The organism is Flavobacterium sp. C3NV (genome assembly GCF_046825355.2).
Taxonomy (GTDB): domain Bacteria; phylum Bacteroidota; class Bacteroidia; order Flavobacteriales; family Flavobacteriaceae; genus Flavobacterium.
In genome coordinates, this window is sequence record NZ_JBKQBJ020000016.1 from 165,092 (window position 1) to 182,697 (window position 17,606).

Annotated in this window: 10 protein-coding genes; 2 read left to right on the forward strand and 8 right to left on the reverse strand. The window is 36.1% G+C overall.

The features are described 5' to 3' along the window. Positions 1 to 17 precede the first annotated feature (17 nt). Positions 18 to 5,024 carry a T9SS type B sorting domain-containing protein gene (locus ACIDC4_RS20265; RefSeq protein WP_488381160.1) on the reverse strand — a complete coding sequence of 1,669 codons (5,007 nt, stop codon included), beginning with the start codon at positions 5,022 to 5,024 and terminating at the stop codon, positions 18 to 20. A gap of 271 nt (positions 5,025 to 5,295) precedes the next feature. Between ACIDC4_RS20265 and ACIDC4_RS20270 the strand changes: the two genes are divergently transcribed. Further along, entirely contained in the window at positions 5,296 to 7,029 is a 1,734-nt protein-coding gene (locus tag ACIDC4_RS20270) for a tetratricopeptide repeat protein (RefSeq protein ID WP_412045642.1), read from the forward strand. Between the two features lie 86 nt (positions 7,030 to 7,115). On the opposite strand, the gene metQ is transcribed toward ACIDC4_RS20270, so the two are convergent. From metQ to ACIDC4_RS20295, 5 genes are all read right to left on the reverse strand, one after another. Further along, a complete protein-coding gene (gene metQ / locus ACIDC4_RS20275) occupies positions 7,116 to 7,934 on the reverse strand; it encodes a methionine ABC transporter substrate-binding lipoprotein MetQ (RefSeq protein ID WP_412045643.1) in 819 nt (272 codons plus the stop codon). A 269-nt stretch (positions 7,935 to 8,203) separates the two neighbouring features. After that, the gene (locus ACIDC4_RS20280; RefSeq protein WP_412045644.1) at positions 8,204 to 8,857 is read right to left on the reverse strand and encodes a methionine ABC transporter permease MetI; all 654 of its coding nucleotides are present in this window, start codon (positions 8,855 to 8,857) and stop codon (positions 8,204 to 8,206) included. After that, positions 8,850 to 9,881: a methionine ABC transporter ATP-binding protein MetN gene (metN, locus tag ACIDC4_RS20285; RefSeq protein ID WP_412045645.1), complete on the reverse strand. Its 1,032-nt coding sequence runs from the start codon at positions 9,879 to 9,881 to the stop codon at positions 8,850 to 8,852. The genes ACIDC4_RS20280 and metN overlap by 8 nt, the downstream gene beginning before the upstream one ends. 963 nt (positions 9,882 to 10,844) lie before the next feature. Then, entirely contained in the window at positions 10,845 to 11,315 is a 471-nt protein-coding gene (locus ACIDC4_RS20290) for a cupin domain-containing protein (RefSeq protein ID WP_412045646.1), read from the reverse strand. Next, positions 11,312 to 12,310: an NADP-dependent oxidoreductase gene (locus ACIDC4_RS20295; protein WP_412045647.1), complete on the reverse strand. Its 999-nt coding sequence runs from the start codon at positions 12,308 to 12,310 to the stop codon at positions 11,312 to 11,314. Before ACIDC4_RS20295 ends, ACIDC4_RS20290 begins: the two co-directional genes overlap by 4 nt. Positions 12,311 to 12,402: 92 nt before the next feature. On the opposite strand from ACIDC4_RS20295, the gene ACIDC4_RS20300 reads away from it, so the two are divergent. Further along, on the forward strand, positions 12,403 to 12,783 hold the full coding sequence (locus ACIDC4_RS20300) for a winged helix-turn-helix transcriptional regulator (protein WP_412045648.1): 381 nt from the start codon (positions 12,403 to 12,405) through the stop codon (positions 12,781 to 12,783). Positions 12,784 to 12,790: 7 nt separating this feature from the next. Here the strand turns inward: ACIDC4_RS20300 and ACIDC4_RS20305 are convergent, their stop codons facing one another. Continuing rightward, entirely contained in the window at positions 12,791 to 13,714 is a 924-nt protein-coding gene (locus tag ACIDC4_RS20305) for a PorP/SprF family type IX secretion system membrane protein (protein ID WP_412045649.1), read from the reverse strand. A gap of 57 nt (positions 13,715 to 13,771) precedes the next feature. After that, positions 13,772 to 17,606 (reverse strand): MBG domain-containing protein (locus ACIDC4_RS20310; protein ID WP_488381161.1); only part of this gene is annotated, 3,835 nt, incomplete at its 5' end.

A 17,606-nucleotide genomic window follows, 5' to 3' on the forward strand; every position in this document is an offset into this window, starting at 1 on the left:
AATAGTTGGTTTGTAGATTAAGGATTTAGGTGTAAAAAGCCTGTTTTTGTTACCCTTTTATTATCATGATTGGTGAAACTAAAAACATAATAATAAGTGCCGAAAGGAAGTAATCCTTTTCCGCTGCCTAATCCTTTGTTTGCAACGCCTCTAAATAGATTTTCTTCGTTTCCGTAATTGGCTGTTTCGAAAACTAAACTGCCCCAACTATTAAAAATTTCGAGCTTATTATCCGCGAAAGTTGTCGCTCCTTCTATATCAAAATAATCATTCTTTCCGTCGCCATTTGCCGAGATTCCGTTGTATACTTTAACATCGCAATAGCGAAAAACAACTTGTACTTCGAGTCTTTTAGAACTTTCGCATTCTGCTCCTATGTAGGATGCATAGTACTTATGATTGTCTTCCAGAAGTGTTGTAGATCCTAATGCAAAACCTCCTGTGGCGGTTTCATACCATAAAACTTCTTCTTCGTTTGTGATAAGATCAGTTACGGTTGCTTCTTTTTCTTTACACATAAACTGTATTGCATTTCCTGTTGGTGCCAAAGCATCATTTACAATAATAGTAACAGCAACACGATCGCTGTAACAACTTCCGTTATAATTGGCAGCATAATAGATGCCGCTGGTTAAAGCTGTATTAGCTGATAATGTCTGAGAAGATGAAGCGTCTTTAAACCATTTTAGATAGGAGCTGTTTACCGCTATGCTCGATATAACAGGATTTTCGATAGCACAAAACTCTTGTGTTAAATTCGAAAATAATGGCGGTGATAGAGGAAGAACGGTTACAATTGCCGTTGCCGAAGCCAAATTACCATTTTTATCTTTTACTGTTAGCGTCACGATATTATCTCCCAGATTATCGCAATTGAATGTTGTTTTATCTAAAGTTAATTTATCGATAGCGCAGTTATCCGTTGAACCATTATTGATTTGGTCCGCAGTGATTGTAGAAGTGCCAGAAAAATCCAGCTGAACGGTAATATTCTGAGTTACAACTATCGGATTTATTTTATCCTGAACGGTAACAGTCGCATTTTTTGAAGCTGAATTTCCATTGACATCCGTAACCGTCAGTTTCACGGTATTGAGGCCAATATTCGAACAATTAAAAGATGTTTTATTGATTTCTATTTTATCTATCGCGCAATTATCTGTTGAGCCATTATTGATTTCTGCAGCGGTTATTACGGCATTTCCAGAAGCGTCCAGATCGGCAGTTATATTCTGAGTGATCACGATAGGTTTTAATTGGTCTTCGACTTTTACCGTTGCCGTTTTTGAAGCCGAATTTCCGTTAAAATCAATAACCGTTAATCTTACTGTATTGTCTCCAATGTTCGAACAATCAAAAGTAGTTTTATCTAACGTTATCGCAGCAATACCACAATTATCAGTTGAACCATTATTTATCAGCGCCGGATTTAGTACTGTATTTCCTGTAGTATCGAGTTGAACTGTTATATTTTGGGTTATAACAGTTGGGGCGATCAAATCTTTAACAGTTACAATAGCAGTTCCGGACGCTGAATTTCCACTTTTATCTGTTAGGTTAAGTGTTACATTATTATCACCAATATTCGAACAATCGAAAGTAGTTTTGTCTAAAGTCATAGTAGCGATCTCACAATTATCAGTTGAACCATTGTTGATTTGAGATTCGGTTATAGTTGCTTTTCCTAAAGCATCTAATTCTACTGTGATATTCTGCGTTACCACTATTGGTTTTACTTGATCTTCAATTGTAACTATTGCGGTTTTTGAATCTGAATTTCCGTTGACATCTAAAACGGTTAGTGTTACAGTATTGGCTCCAACATTCGAACAATCAAAATCTGTTTTGTCTAAAGCCATTTTATCAATAGCGCAATTATCGGTTGAGCCATTATCGATTTCTGTCGCCGTAATAACTGCTTTTCCTAAAGCATCCAATTGAACGGTAATGTTCTGTGTTATAACAGTTGGTTTTATTTTATCCTCAACTGTGACTGTTGCAGTTTTTGAATCTGAATTTCCATTAACATCTAAAACGGTTAGCGTTACGGTATTGGCTCCAACATTCGAACAATCAAAATCTGTTTTATCTAAAGTGATTTTATCAATAACACAATTATCAGATGAACCATTATCGATTTGAGTCTCAGTTATAGTTGCTTTTCCTAAAGCATCCAATTGAACGGTAATATTCTGAGTTATAACAATTGGTTTTATTTTATCCTCAACTGTAACAGTTGCAGTTTTTGAATCTGAATTTCCATTAACATCTAAAACGGTTAGCGTTACAGTATTCGCTCCAACATTCGAACAATCAAAATCTGTTTTATCTAAAGTTATTTTATCAATAGCACAATTATCAGATGAACCATTATCAATTTGAGATTCAGTTATAATTGCTTTTCCTAAAGCATCCAATTGAATAGTAATGTTCTGTATTATAACAGTTGGCTTTATTTTATCCTCAACTGTAACTGTTGCGGTTTTTGAATCTGAATTTCCGTTGACATCCAAAACGGTTAGCGTTACAGTATTCGCTCCAACATTCGAACAATCAAAATCTGTTTTGTCTAAAGTTATTTTATCAATAGCGCAATTATCGGTTGAACCATTATCGATTTCTGCCGGAGTTATAATTGCTTTTCCTAAAGCATCCAATTGAACGGTAATGTTCTGAGTTATAACAGTAGGTTTTATTTTATCCTCGATGGTAACTATTGCGGTTTTTGAATCTGAATTTCCGTTGACATCTAAAACGGTTAGCGTCACAGTATTCGCTCCAACATTCGAACAATCAAAATCTGTTTTGTCTAAAGTTATTTTATCAATAGCGCAATTATCGGTTGAACCATTATCGATTTCTGCCGGATTTATGACTGCGTTTCCTGAAGCGTCAAGCTGAATAGTAATATCTTGTGTAATTACAACGGGAAGTTCTGAATCTTTAACCGTAACTTTAAAAGAACAGGTATGCACAATATTGTTTTTATCTGTGATCTCAAATGTATTTGTAGTAGTACCTACAGGAAATAAACTACCATTTGGCAATCCGGCAATTTGATTGATCTTTAGACCTTTTCCTGTCCATTTTAATGCATTACTTATTATTTTGGCTCCATCAGTAGCAGAATCCCAACCTTCAGGATCCACAGTATTTGAAACAGGTTGAAGATTTAAGCTGGCGCGCTTTGCATGATTCAAACCAACATTTTCTTTTGCTATTACTAGCATGTCATTATTATTATATCTAGACACTACATAAGATCCTGGAGTGATATTTGTAGAACCAGAACGATAACCTCCAATAAAAGTGGCTACATCTTTCATTATGGGGTGATTTGGTATGTCGATTGTTCCTAAACTTAATACTCCCCTTAAATTAATATTATTAGGAACTAATACTCTATATGCATTAGTATTATATAATCCTGTAATAGGCTGGTTACTATTCTCAAAAAGAGCATCTACAATACCGCCGCCACCATCGATATATTGAGCTAGTACATCTCCTAAACCTGGCCTGCCTATCTCGCCATAAGCAGTGCAAACAAGTATAGCATCATACTTTTGTAAAACCACTAAGTCTGGTGTAAAAGAAGTTAAACTGATAACATCTACATTATCAAATTCATGAGTATTTTCAAGTTTCTGTTTTATATCAAGTGCACTAAGACCAGAATATGAATTAAGAATAAGAACATTTGATGCATGATTATTCTTAAAATCATAACTAATAATAGCACCGCATTTGCCAGGATCATTGGTATTCACAACAATATCTGCGGGGCAGTTTAAAGGAATTGTTACAATCGCAGTTTTTGAACTTGTGTTACCATTTACATCTGTAACTGTCAATGTAACGGTATTATCTCCTATATCGTTAAAAGTAAAATTGGTTTTATTAAGTACTTTCGATGCTATACCACAATTATCTGTAGAACCATTATCGATTTCATCTGCGGTTATAGTCGCTTTTCCGTTATTGTCAAGCTGAACCGTTATATTTTGTGTTTGTACTACCGGAACTTCTGTGTCCTTAACAGTCACAATAAATGTTGTAGTAGCGGTATTAGAATCTTCATCAGTTACAGTTACGGTAATTGTTGACGTTCCTGTTTGATTTACCATACTTGTAAAATCAAGAGTACGTGTCGCGGCAGTACCTGATAAGATTAAATTAGCATTTGGAATGAGTGCCTGATTTGATGACGATGCAGTTACTATAAGATTAACAGGTAATGTCTCTTTGTCTCCAATCTTAAATTGTACAGAACCTGAGTCTCCGCCACAAACTATTGTTATCGGATTAATCAGTGTAACAAAAGGTCCTTCAGAAAGTTTACTTATCATTCTGTACAATAAATTCATTATTTCAGGTTTGGGTGTCCATTGAGGATTTTCAAATAAAGAAGTTGTAATTCCTGAAAAACGCACCAATCCTCCTCCTACTTTCTTTTCTGCTACTACAGCTTGTCCGGTAGGAGAAACTATAATTTTTTCTAATCCTGTACCTGACAAAAAATTATGCGCAAAATAGTTTCCTGTAAAAAAAGGAGTCGTAATAGGTAGATACGGAGATAAAGTAAAAAAAGGATTGGAAGCATCCGCCGGTGATGCACTAGCAGAAATCGAATTTGTACTAGTTACACCAAAACCTAAATTAAAAGGAGGTATAGCTTCGGTTGTCGCTGCATTTATAAGTAAAGTACCTCCTGCATGAACCCATTTATCTATTATCTGACTATTAGTATTCAGAAAAGATATCATTTTAGTTGTGCTAATTTCACTCCCTTCTATCCAAATAAACTTTCTGTTAGAATCAAAGAGTGTTGTTGCATTTACAGTATTATAATTATACTGTGTCCAGTCAGTTCCATAAACTGAATTCATCGCATTGATATTTCCTGTTAAATTAAATAATAAGTACCAGGGTTCTGTATTATCACTTAAATAACCGGCAGTAGTTTGGCTTTGAAGTTTAAACACACTAAATATTAAGAAGAAGATAAGTAGTTTTTTTTTCATGTATTGAATCAGAAATTAATAGTGGCAGTATTAAAGTATAAATCAGAAAGTACATTCATTGACAAATGAAACGGACAATAAATACTTATGGAGCTGTTGACAAATGTAATTCACACATTATACTTTTAACAGTATCAAAGGGGGACAAATAAGGGACATTTTTATTCAAAAAACCATTAAAACCAATACTTTACAAATTGTGTTGTAAAAAGTAATAGATTTTTTTTACTATTTTTACGCACCAAATTTGATAACCACTGATAAAAACGTAATGCTTTTTAAAAAATCATATTGTGTCCTTTTATTGCTTTTTATTGTACAAGTAAAATCCCAAAACGTTCCATTACAGATTCCGTCCAAACCAGGTAAGATTGCCAATATCGAGGCACTTCTGGTTCAACAAAAATCTTTTGAAAGTGATACTGTTTCATTAAAAAAATATCTTGATCCTCTAAGCAAATCAAAAGAATACAGATCTGTTTACGAAGGTTTGCTTGCTAACGGATACAGTGATTTTTATAATACCACCAATTCAAAAAGTAATTTTTATTATTTACAATCTATAAAAAGTGCTGTTGTACAAAAAGATTTGTCTCTTGAAATCTGGGCACAACTTAACTATATCAGCTATCTCTATCTTTACAGGGATTATACAAGCATGACACCAAGATTGCTGCGAGTAATTGATAAAATAAAAAAACTGCCTGATAATGAAATTATTCTTCCCGGAGAAACTTTCAAGAAAATTGGCTGGATCCTGCAAACCCTTGAAGATTATCCAGAATCATTGTATTATCTGAATCTTGCCCAAAAATACACTCCAATAAAAACTGCCGAATATGCTTCGATAATTGATAATATTGGAATCAACTATTTTCGAATGGGAAATGACAAAGCAGCTGAATCTTATTTTAATAAAGCAGCTGTAATGGCAAAGCAAATAGATAATAAGCTTCGATATGCAAAAGCTTTAGGTAATCTGGCTCTTATAAAAGAAAAAAACGGTGATTTGCAGGCAGCGATTTCTTTATTGAAAGAAGATATTCAAATTTCAGAAAACGAACAAAGTGACCAAAACACGATGTATGCCTCTATCCTTTTGGCAGAATTGTACGTAAAAAATAATAATCTTGCTCAGGCAGAAGAAATACTAAACAAAGCCAAAGAAATTGCCGATTCGAAATCCTATTTCAAAAAATCAGAACTGCAAATCATCAAACTTAAATTAGATATTTTAAAACAGCAAAATAAGACTGATAATGAATTGGCGCTCAGAAGAAGAATGATTGTTTTAGAAGATTCTCTAAAAAACAAAGATGGTGATATTGCGATAAGTAATGCTAATTGGGTCATTCAGAAAACAAAATTCCAACAAAATATAAACAGAACTGCAAATGAGGTCAAGCATGAATCTGCAATGAAAAACATGTATGCTATTGTGATTATTATGGCTTTTATATCAGCAATATTTATATTCTTAAACTTTAAAAAACAACTAAAAAACAGACAATTAAAATACAATCAAAAAGTTACTTTATTAGAATTAGAAAAAGTAAAAACGGAACATAAGCTAACCGAAGCGCATGAAAATTTGAATGCCCAGATCGATTATTTAAAGGATAAGAATATTCAAATCAAAAAACTAAAAAATGAGATCGACCATATTAAACAATCATCATCTCACTATCTCGAGAAGGAAAATAAAAAACTGAGTACTTTGCTGGAATCTCATTTAATGACAGAAAATAACTGGAATACCTTTAAGAGAGAATTTCAAAAAGAACATCCTGAATTTTACCAATTATTACAAAATGATTTTCCGGAGATTACAGATTCTAATAAAAGAATTTTATTGTTACAGAAACTAAATTTCAACAACAACGAAATCGCCGAATTACTAGGCATTACACCCGATGCTGTAAAGAAATCGAAACAACGACTTAAGAAAAAACTGGGAACAAAATTTGACACGCTTTTTGAGCATATCAATTCAAAATCGGCTTAACAAAACATTCAAATTACAACATAAAAAAAGCGCTAAATCTATGACTTAGCGCTTTTTTGGTTGTATTAAAAAAATACAACTATTTTTTACCAGCCTTTTACAGCTCCGCCTTTAAATTCTTTAAGCGCTGCTGCTTCAACTTCTGGAGATTGAAAAGCTTGTAAAAACTGTTTTACTTTTTCTTCGTTTTTATTATCCTCACGACTTACTACTAAGTTTACATAAGGAGAATCTTTATCCTCTACAAACAAAGCATCACGCGACGGAACTAATCCTGCCTGAGAAGCAAACGTATTATTTATAATCGCAATTGTTACATTGGCATCATCAAGAGCTCTTGGCAATTGAGGTGCTTCTAGTTCTAAGATTTTAAGCTTTTTAGGATTGCTTACAATATCTGTTACTTTAGGTAATAAACCAATTCCGTCTTTCAATTTTAGCAAACCGTTTTTCTCCAAAAGCAATAACGAACGTCCTCCGTTTGTTGGGTCATTTGGGATAATAATAGTGCTCTCATCTTTCAAATCTGCCAGACTTTTAATCTTTTTAGAATACGCTGCGATAGGGTAAATGAATGTTTTACCAATAATCGCCAATTTGTATCCGCGTTGTTTCGATTGCTCATCAAGATAAGGTTTGTGCTGAAAAGCATTTGCATCAATATCTCCCTGGCTCAAAGCTTCGTTAGGAATCACGTAATCATTAAAAGAAATCAACTCTACTTCAAGTCCGTATTTTTCTTTTGCTACTTTTTTAGCCGCTTCTGCTACTTTATATTCCGGTCCTGTTGCAACCCCAACTTTTATGTGGTGCGGATCGTTGTTTTTGGATTTGCCACAATTTGCCAATGAAAGTGTCAAGGCAATAATTCCGATTGCTTTTAGAAAATTTAAGTTCGTATTCATTCTTGTATTTTTTTAATTTTTAATTCTTAATTTTTAATTCAAATCTATCTGTTGTCTAGAATTTAACCGTAACGTGTGCAAGGATTTTAATGTGTTTTTTTACCGCAAAGAACGCAAAGTTTTTTCGCAGAGTTCGTTAAGTTTTAAGTTGTGCTAGCACAATTTAAGTTCGCAAAGCTTTGCGAACTTAACCTTCTCACAAAATTTACGATATTCTAAAAAAAACTTTGCGCACTTTGCGGTAAAATCTCAAAGTAATCTCAAAGCATTTATCTGTGATCAAATCGTTTCGATAAAAAGTCACCCGTAAACTGAATCACGAATACCAAAATTACCAACAACGCTAAAACCGAATTCATAATTACGGCATCATAACCAATATATCCGTACTGATATCCCACTTGTCCTAAACCGCCGGCACCAACTGCACCACCCATTGCAGAATATCCCACAAGCGTGATTAAGGTAATCGATGCAGCATTTATTAAAGAAGGTAAAGCTTCCGGAAGCAATACTTTGTAGACAATTTGCAAAGGCGTTGCGCCCAAAGCTCTTGCCGCTTCGATTAATCCCGAAGGCAAACCAAGAAGACTATTCTCGACCAACCTGGCAATAAATGGCGCTGCTCCAATGCTTAACGGAACCAACGCTGCACTTACACCAATAGAAGTTCCTACCAGCGCACGCGTAAACGGAATCATCCAAACGATTAATATTATGAACGGAATCGAACGAAAAATATTCACCAAAACCGATAAAGTTCTGTTTAAAACGGATTGCTCCAGAATTTGATTTTTTCTCGTAAGAAAAAGCAAAATACCGGTAGGAAGACCCAATGCAAAACCAAAAAAACCCGACACAAATGTCATCACGATGGTTTCCCAGGTACCGTTTAATAATAAGGTAATAGTAGAATCAGACATAACCTATGATTTCTGTTTTAATATGTTTAGAAATAAAATATTCAATTGCAGCTTCGTAATTTTCGCGTTTGCCCGATAATTCGATCAGCATTACACCAAAATTTACATCTCCCGCCTGATCCATTTGTGCACTTACGATTTTAAAGTTGGTATCAAACAATCTCGAAACTTCAGAAATTACAGGCTCATTTACTGATTTTCCGGTCATTTCAAGTCTCAATAACGGACTCAAACCTTCACCATCTTCCTTTTGCAATCTTTCCTGATATACTCTCGGAATATCCAAATGCAAAGACGAAGCAATAAATTCTTTGGTTAATTCGTGTTTAGGATCGGCAAAAATTTCTCCTACACTTCCCTGCTCGATCAGTTTTCCGTGACTGATTACCGCAACCTCATCGCAAATCGATTTTACGACTTCCATTTGGTGCGTAATCAACAAAATCGTGATGTTTAAACGACGGTTAATATCCTTCAATAAATTCAAAATCGATCTTGTAGTTGCAGGATCAAGCGCACTCGTAGCTTCATCACAAAGTAACACTTTTGGGTTATTCGCCAATGTTCTTGCAATAGCAACCCTTTGTTTCTGACCTCCCGAAAGGCTTGCAGGATAATCATTTGCTTTTTCGGCCAAACCTACCAATTCCAATAATTCAAAAACACGAGTTCGAATAGCTTCCTTTGATGCGCCAACCAATTCTAACGGAAAAGCTACATTTTCGAAAACCGTTCTCGACGAAAGCAAGTTGAAATGCTGAAAAATCATCCCAATTTGTCTTCTTTCGATTGCCAATTGTGCATTCGATAATTGTATCAACGATTTTCCGTCTACGATAATTTCTCCCGAAGTTGGTCTTTCCAATAAGTTCACACAACGAATCAAGGTACTTTTTCCAGCTCCCGAAGTTCCAATTACACCAAATATTTTCCCCGGCGGAACTTTAAGCGAAACATCTGATAAAGCCGAAACGATTCGGTTTTTCTGATGAAAATTCTTGGTGACATTTTTTAATTCAATCATTTTTTAAATTCAAATTAAATCTGCTACATCCACAGACATCAATACTTAACGCTTCTGAAATTCTAAAATTTAAAATCAAAAAGCCTTTCAATAGATTATGAAAGGCTTCAGAAATAAATCATTTTATTTTTATATATAAGCCAGTTCATACCATCGCATAGTCGCGCAACACATTATGCTGCAGCTATAATAATTGGTATTCTGGTTATCGTTTTTCATTGCTGCGGCAAATTTAAAGAGATAATTTGAATTTCAATGCAAAATCACAAACTTTTTTAACCCTATCAATTTAATAGACTGTTTTAAAGATTAGGAGCTGTTTCCTGCTGTCCTTCCAAATCTTTTGTGCCGAACCCCGGCACAAAAGGATTTTCCCTCCCATCAGGGCTAGGGCTTTAGGATTCATAAGAGATTTTTTTGATGGCACACTGATGACACGGATTTAAATCGATTTACGCTGATTTCGTTGTTTTTATCACTTTGTCAAAGTTTCGAACTTTGACAAAGCTTCTTCTTACATTATTACCGATTGTCACTCTGAACGAAGTCGAAGAGCGCAACGGGATTCGACCATCATAATCAAAATTAACTTGAATATTGTACGCGGATGACACGGATTCGCTTCGCTAAAACGCCGATGTGCGCGGATTTTTTTATTTTACTTATAATGGTTACCCGCAATCTTGTCATCCTGAGGCACGAAGGATCGCACAAGAAGCTCGACAAAGATTAGTTCTTACCGTTGCGGAGTTTCGAGTGTGATCCTTCGTGCCTCAGGATGACATACAGTGTAGTTAACTTTGTCAAAGTTTCGAACTTTGACAAAGTTTTCACGTAGATTATCAACGCCCGTTCTCAACCTAACAACCACCCACATATTCTATCTTTTGTAAAAAAACAGTGCAAATCCGCGTTTTCGCGAAGCGAATCCGTGTCATCCGTGTACCATAGGTTTCGAAAATCTTATTTTCCAGCATCCAATAATATCGCCAACTGAATACAAGGCAACTCAGATCGATTACTCCAGGCATGATTGGTTCCTCTTTGCACGACAATATCACCGGCTTGCAATAACGTTTCGCCTTCATCCACAATAAGCCAGATTTCTCCGGAAAGAATTACGATATAATCTAATGTATCTGTTTGATGCATCAAAGGATGAGGCTGACCTTCTAATGCTACAATCCCAAGATCCTTGTCCGGCGGAATCTGAACGTATCTAAAATAACTTCCATTTTTGGGCGTATTCGGGAAAGCGGTATTTTCGATTACTTTTTCTTCTTCTAATTTTACAGGCATACTATCTGTCGACCAAATATCAGATATAATCAAACCCGGAAAATGTTCTGAAACATTCGATACAATTGCGTCCTTTTCGATTATTGATTTTCCGTTGCGTATTCCTGTAATGATCCTTCTGGGAATTGTTTTCATAGTCGATTGATTTGCATAATTAATTTCTTTCCGTTGGTTTTGTTTTCGCGAAGAATGCTGAGCGCTTTCAAAACAGTTTCCTCATCTAAATTGCCAACTATTTCAATTTTTGGTGGCGTGATCGATTTGTTTTCGAGTAAAACTCTCAATTCATTCAATCCATTTTTATAATAGTCAAATTGCTTATCTAAGCCAAAAGCATAATTGGAGATATTGAGAATTGTAGCACCTCTGCTAAAAAGAACTTCACGGGAATCCTGTGTAGAAAAATTAGTAACATCAACATAAGTTCCGTTTATTTTTAAAAGTTTTGCTGCTGAAAGGGATATTTCATTCCCCACCAGATCTACTGCAAAATCAAAATGTTTGTTATTGTTTAAAGCCAAAGCCGTTTCATAAACCTCATCTTTTCTGTAATCGATAATCTGATTTGGCTTTAAGCCAAGATCTAACAGCGCAGCAATACTTTTTTCGTTTCCGGCTGTTACAGTAAGATTATGATATCCTTTTGACAGAAGTAATTTAATTAGCATGTTCCCTACTCCGCCAGCGCCGCCGGTTACAAAAATAGAATCCGCAAGATTTGCTTTCATCCTGTTTATCGATTGCAAAGCTGTCAATCCTGCAGAAGATATTCCGGCACTTTCTTCAAACGAAATATTCTGGGGCAAATGCATTACAATGGCGGCGGGAACACAAATATATTCAGCATAAGTACCATTCGACCCCATACTTCCGGAACCGCAAAAAACAGCATCTCCTATTTTAAAATCGGTTATTCCTTCTCCAACAGCTGAGACAACGCCCGAGAATTCCCTGCCTAATATTGGCGAATGCAACAACTTGCGTTCCGTTCGATTTTCGGTCATCTGATAATCTATTGGATTAAATCCTGCCGCTGCTATTTTTACCTGAACCTGCTGCTCTTTTGGTTGCGGAGTATCAACTTCTTCGAGTTTAAAATCTCCATTTTGATGTAATACAATTGCTTTCATTTTTCTTCTTTTATCTTACGAAATTACAGTACAAATACTTTATTTTTGCTATGGGTTAACCCGAGGTTACCGCTTACCAACAAGAAACTACTATGGCAAAAATTAATGATAACGGAACGCTTCGCGAAGCCAATTGTTCAGAAGAATTGATGGCCATGCGTGATAGTCTGGATGTTTTGGGAGGAAAATGGAAGCTGATGATCCTGCGTTTCCTGACCAACAGAACGCATCAGGTAATTAATTTCAAGAAAATGCAGCGTGAGATCGGTGGCATTTCGGCCAAGATGCTGAGTAAAGAATTAAAGGAACTGGAAACTAATCTACTTGTTTCGAGAACAGAACAGCAAACAAAACCTATTACGGTAGTTTATGCCATTACAGAATACGGAAAATCAGTACTTCCGGTAACGGAAACATTAGTTAATTGGGGATTAAGCCACCGCGAAAAGATTATAGAAACAATTAATAAATAATCACGATTTATTCTAAAAATTTATAGCGTAAACCAAGTTCAAACCCATCATTTGCAAAAGCACCCGTATTACCAATAAAACTAGAATAGGATAAAAAGATACCCAGTTTATCTAAGTTAATCCCAAACGAGCCCGAAATGACTTCGTTGGTATGATACATAGCCGAGATATTCATATTATATTCCGGCATAGTAAAGTTTGCACCAATATCTACAATATCTTTATATCCCCTAATGCCTCTATACGCTACAAGAGGCTCAATATTAAAATCATTTATTCGGCTTGATACATATATTTTATAACTTATCGCTGAATAGAAAATCTGGCTATCTACATAACGTCTTTCTCCATTATCATTTTCGAAAAAGGTATTATTTAAATTCGGTACAGCTGCCTGAACAGTTAATAATCTTGTAGTGTATGAGATACCAAAATCACCATCTAAAGCGCCGCCTTCATCAAAATTCTGAATAGAAGGATCATTTATATCGCCATTAATTTTACTCTTATCAAGCGAGAGAAATCTACCTCCTAATGAAAGTCCGAAATTTATTTTGCGATCCTCGCCATCAAGGGGCAAATGATATGCAAAGGTTCCCAAAACTCTTGTATTGGTAATTAAACCTGCTCTGTCACTATAGAAATTAAGACCATAAGCCGCTCTGCTCTCCGGATTGTATTCTGCCGTTGCATACATCATTACCGGATTTCCGGGCACATCATCCCACTGCCGCTGATATCCTATATTTACATTCAGGCCTTTATTGAACCCTGCCATAGCCGGATTGCCTAAATACTGGTTTTGATAATACATGGCTTCGAATTTGTTTAATTGTGCATTGGCAGTATTATTTACTACTAAAACTATGCTCAAAAACAGGATGGGCTTAATGGCAAATAATCTCATAAATATTTTTTTAGTTGTATTCATATCGATAGGGTTATGATATAACAATTATTTCTTTTTTTTAACTCTTAGTAAGAGGCATTAATCCCTAAGCATGGTGATGAAACCTTTAATTTTTGGCAGATTATCTCCCAGATCAATCAAATAGTAATAGGTATCGTTGTTTAACGGAGATCCGCTGTATGATCCGTCCCATTCGTTACTATACGATTTTTTAGAATATACAATTCGGCCCGCTCTGTCATAAACTGTGACCACATTATTAGGGAAAAGCTCAATATCCTTAATTACCCAAAAATCATTTTTTCCGTCACCATTTGGAGATAGAATATTGTTGACTACTAATTGATCTGGTGAAATTCCTTTGTATACTTTTATAGTATAGGTTTCTTTTGTAATGCCATCCTGAGCAGTAACAATTGTTTCGATTATATTTTCTCCGGCAATAAGAGTTACGGGAGCGCTAAATGTACCACTTGAAACAGGTAAACCATTTACGGTTATTTTTGATCCTAAATCAGTTGCGGTTGGACGTACATTAATTGATGCTACATCGTACTTAACAACAGCAGAATAATTGTTTATATCTGATTCGAATACAGGATTTAATGTGCCTTCACTTATCGTTAAATCAGATAAAGTTGCAATACCGGATTTTTCTCTGATAATATTTAGGGTATAGCTTTTTGTTGTAATTCCATCTTCTCCTACGACTCTAATTACTACCGTATTTTGACCCGGGACTAAAGCTATTGTGTATGGAGATCCGCTTTGAACTGTAATTCCATTAATAGTAATTTTTGCCAAAGGATCATCAGCAATTGCTGTTATTGTTTCTGAACTAATAGTACTGGCAACATTTACAGTGTATGAAAGAACATTTGGTGAAAAAGCAGGGCTTAATGTACCATTATTAACCGTCAGACTAGATAGGTCGGCATCATTGAATATTGTTGACGAAATAACTGTTAGGATACCGGTAACATAGGTAATACTGTAATTGGAATCAACCGCACCACTTACTGTAATCGCATACACCCCAACCGGGCTCGTAGCATTTGCTATTGTTGCAATAATTGGCTGAGTGGTTAAACTCGCTGATGTATCACCATTGACAAAACCGGAATAACTTGCCGTTAGTACCGGATTTGGTGCTCCGTAATCTCTGGTTTTATTGTCGGCTGTAATAGTTAAACTCGCAGTTGTTACCGTTAAAGTTCCATTGAAATAACTAATAGTGTAATTAGGGTTCACTGCTCCGCTTGCAGTTATTGGATAAGTTCCAACATTACTTCCTGTAACTTCAGTTGTAGAAATTGTTGGCAAAGTGGTAAAACTCGCCGCTGTATCTCCGTTGACAAAACCTGAATAACTGGCTGTTAATGCTGGATTTGCTGATCCGTAAGTTTTGGTTTGGTTATCTGCGGTGATGGTTAATGTCGCCGTTGTAACGGTTAAAGTTCCATCAATATAATTAATAGCATAATTTGGGTTTACTGCTCCGCTCGCTGTAATTGGATACGTTCCAACACTACTTCCTGTAACTGCGGTTGTTGCAATTGTTGGGAAAGTAGTAAAACTTGATGCTGTATCTCCATTTACAAAACCTGAATAAGTTGCTGTTAATGTTGGATTTACTGATCCGTAAGTTTTGGTTTGGTTATCTGCTGTGATGGTTAATGTCGCCGTTGTAACGGTTAAAGTTCCATCAACGTAGTTAATAGCATAATTCGAAATAACTGCTCCGCTTGCCGTAATTGGATAAGTTCCAACATTACTTCCTGTAACTGCCGTTGTTGCAATTGTTGGCAAAGTAGTGAAACTTGCCGCTGTATCTCCATTTACAAAACCTGAATAACTTGCTGTGAATGTAGGATTTACTGATCCGTAAGTTTTGGTTTGGTTATCTGCTGTGATGGTTAATGTCGCCGCTGTTACCGTTAAAGTTCCATCAACGTAATTAATACTATAATTCGGGTTTACTGCTCCGCTTGCTGTTATTGGATAAATTCCAACACTACTTCCTGTAACTGCCGTTGTTGCAATTGTTGGCAAAGTAGTGAAACTTGCCGCTGTATCTCCGTTGACAAAACCTGAATAACTTGCTGTTAAAGTTGGATTTACTGATCCGTAAGTTTTACTTTGATTGTCTGCTGTGATCGTTAAATTTGCGGGAGTAACTGTTAATGTTGCTCCAGATGTATAACCAATTGTATAATTCAGTGAAGTTGCACCGCTTATTGTTATTGGATAAGATCCGACTGGACTTGTCGCATCGGCTGTGGTAGAAGCAATTGCCGGAGTAAGTAAGCTTGCCTCAGTATCTCCATTGACAAAACCTGTGTAATTAAGGGTTAATGTTGGATTTGCTTCTCCGTAAATTTTAAACTTATCATCGGCTGCAATGACTAGATTTGCAGGAGTAACTGTTAATGTCGATCCTGATGTATAACCAATTGTATAATTCAGTGAAGTTGCACCGCTTATTGTTATTGGATAAGATCCTACTGGACTTGTCGCATCGGCTGTTGTAGAAGCAATGGCCGGAGTAAGTAAACTTGCTTCGGTATCGCCATTGACAAAACCTGTGTAATTAAGGGTTAATGGTGGACTTGCTTCTCCATAAATTTTAAACTTATCATCAGCTGCAATGGCTAGATTTGCAGGAGTAACTGTTAATGTCGCTCCTGATGTATAACCAATTGTATAATTCAGTGAAGTTGCACCGCTTATTGTTATTGGATAAGACCCTACAGGACTTGTCGCGTCGGCTGTGGTAGAAGCAATTGCAGGACTGAGTAAACTCGCTTCGGTATCACCATTGACAAAGCCGGTGTAATTAAGGGTTAATGGTGGATTGGCTTCTCCATAAATTTTAAACTTATCATCGGCAGCAATAGCTAGATTTGCAGGAGTAACTGTTAATGTTGCCCCTGATGTATAACCTATTGTATAATTAAGCGAAGTTGCACCGCTTATTGTTATTGGATAAGATCCTACTGGACTTGTTGCATCGGCTGTGGTAGAAGCAATGGCCGGAGTAAGTAAACTTGCTTCGGTATCGCCATTGACAAAACCGGTGTAATTAAGGGTTAATGGTGGATTTGCTTCTCCATAAATTTTAAACTTATCATCAGCTGCAATGGCTAGATTTGCAGGAGTAACTGTTAATGTTGCCCCTGATGTATAATCTATTGTATAATTAAGCGAAGTTGCACCGCTTATTGTTATTGGATAAGATCCTACAGGACTTGCCGCATCGGCTGTGGTAGACGCAATTGCAGGAGTGAGTAAATTAGCTTCGGTATCGCCATTGACAAAGCCGGTGTAATTAAGAGTTAATGGTGGATTGGCTTCTCCATAAATTTTAAATTTATCATCGGCTGCAATAGCTAGATTTGCAGGAGTAACTGTTAATGTTGCCCCTGATGTATAACCTATTGTATAATTAAGCGAAGTTGCACCGCTTATTGTTATTGGATAAGATCCTACAGGACTTGTCGCATCGGCTGTGGTAGAAGCAATGGCCGGAGTAAGTAAACTTGCTTCGGTATCGCCATTGACAAAACCTGTGTAATTAAGGGTTAATGGTGGATTGGCTTCTCCATAAATTTTGGTTTTATCATCGGCAGCAATAGCTAGATTTGCAGGAGTTACAGTTAATGTTGCCCCTGATGTATAACCTATTGTATAATTAAGCGAAGTTGCACCGCTTATTGTTATTGGATAAGATCCGACTGGACTTGTCGCATCGGCTGTGGTAGAAGCAATGGCCGGAGTAAGTAAACTTGCCTCAGTATCGCCATTGACAAAGCCGGTATAATTAAGAGTTAATGGTGGATTGGCTTCTCCATAAATTTTAAACTTATCATCCGCAGCAATGGCTAGATTTGCAGGAGTTACAGTTAATACACCA

Coding starts and splice junctions, on each gene's coding strand:
- ACIDC4_RS20265 (WP_488381160.1), bottom strand. CDS start 5,024: ATGAAAAAAAAACTACTTATCTTCTTCTTAATATTTAGTGTGTTTAAA.
- ACIDC4_RS20270 (WP_412045642.1), top strand. CDS start 5,296: ATGCTTTTTAAAAAATCATATTGTGTCCTTTTATTGCTTTTTATTGTA.
- metQ (WP_412045643.1), bottom strand. CDS start 7,934: ATGAATACGAACTTAAATTTTCTAAAAGCAATCGGAATTATTGCCTTG.
- ACIDC4_RS20280 (WP_412045644.1), bottom strand. CDS start 8,857: ATGTCTGATTCTACTATTACCTTATTATTAAACGGTACCTGGGAAACC.
- metN (WP_412045645.1), bottom strand. CDS start 9,881: ATGATTGAATTAAAAAATGTCACCAAGAATTTTCATCAGAAAAACCGA.
- ACIDC4_RS20290 (WP_412045646.1), bottom strand. CDS start 11,315: ATGAAAACAATTCCCAGAAGGATCATTACAGGAATACGCAACGGAAAA.
- ACIDC4_RS20295 (WP_412045647.1), bottom strand. CDS start 12,310: ATGAAAGCAATTGTATTACATCAAAATGGAGATTTTAAACTCGAAGAA.
- ACIDC4_RS20300 (WP_412045648.1), top strand. CDS start 12,403: ATGGCAAAAATTAATGATAACGGAACGCTTCGCGAAGCCAATTGTTCA.
- ACIDC4_RS20305 (WP_412045649.1), bottom strand. CDS start 13,714: ATGAATACAACTAAAAAAATATTTATGAGATTATTTGCCATTAAGCCC.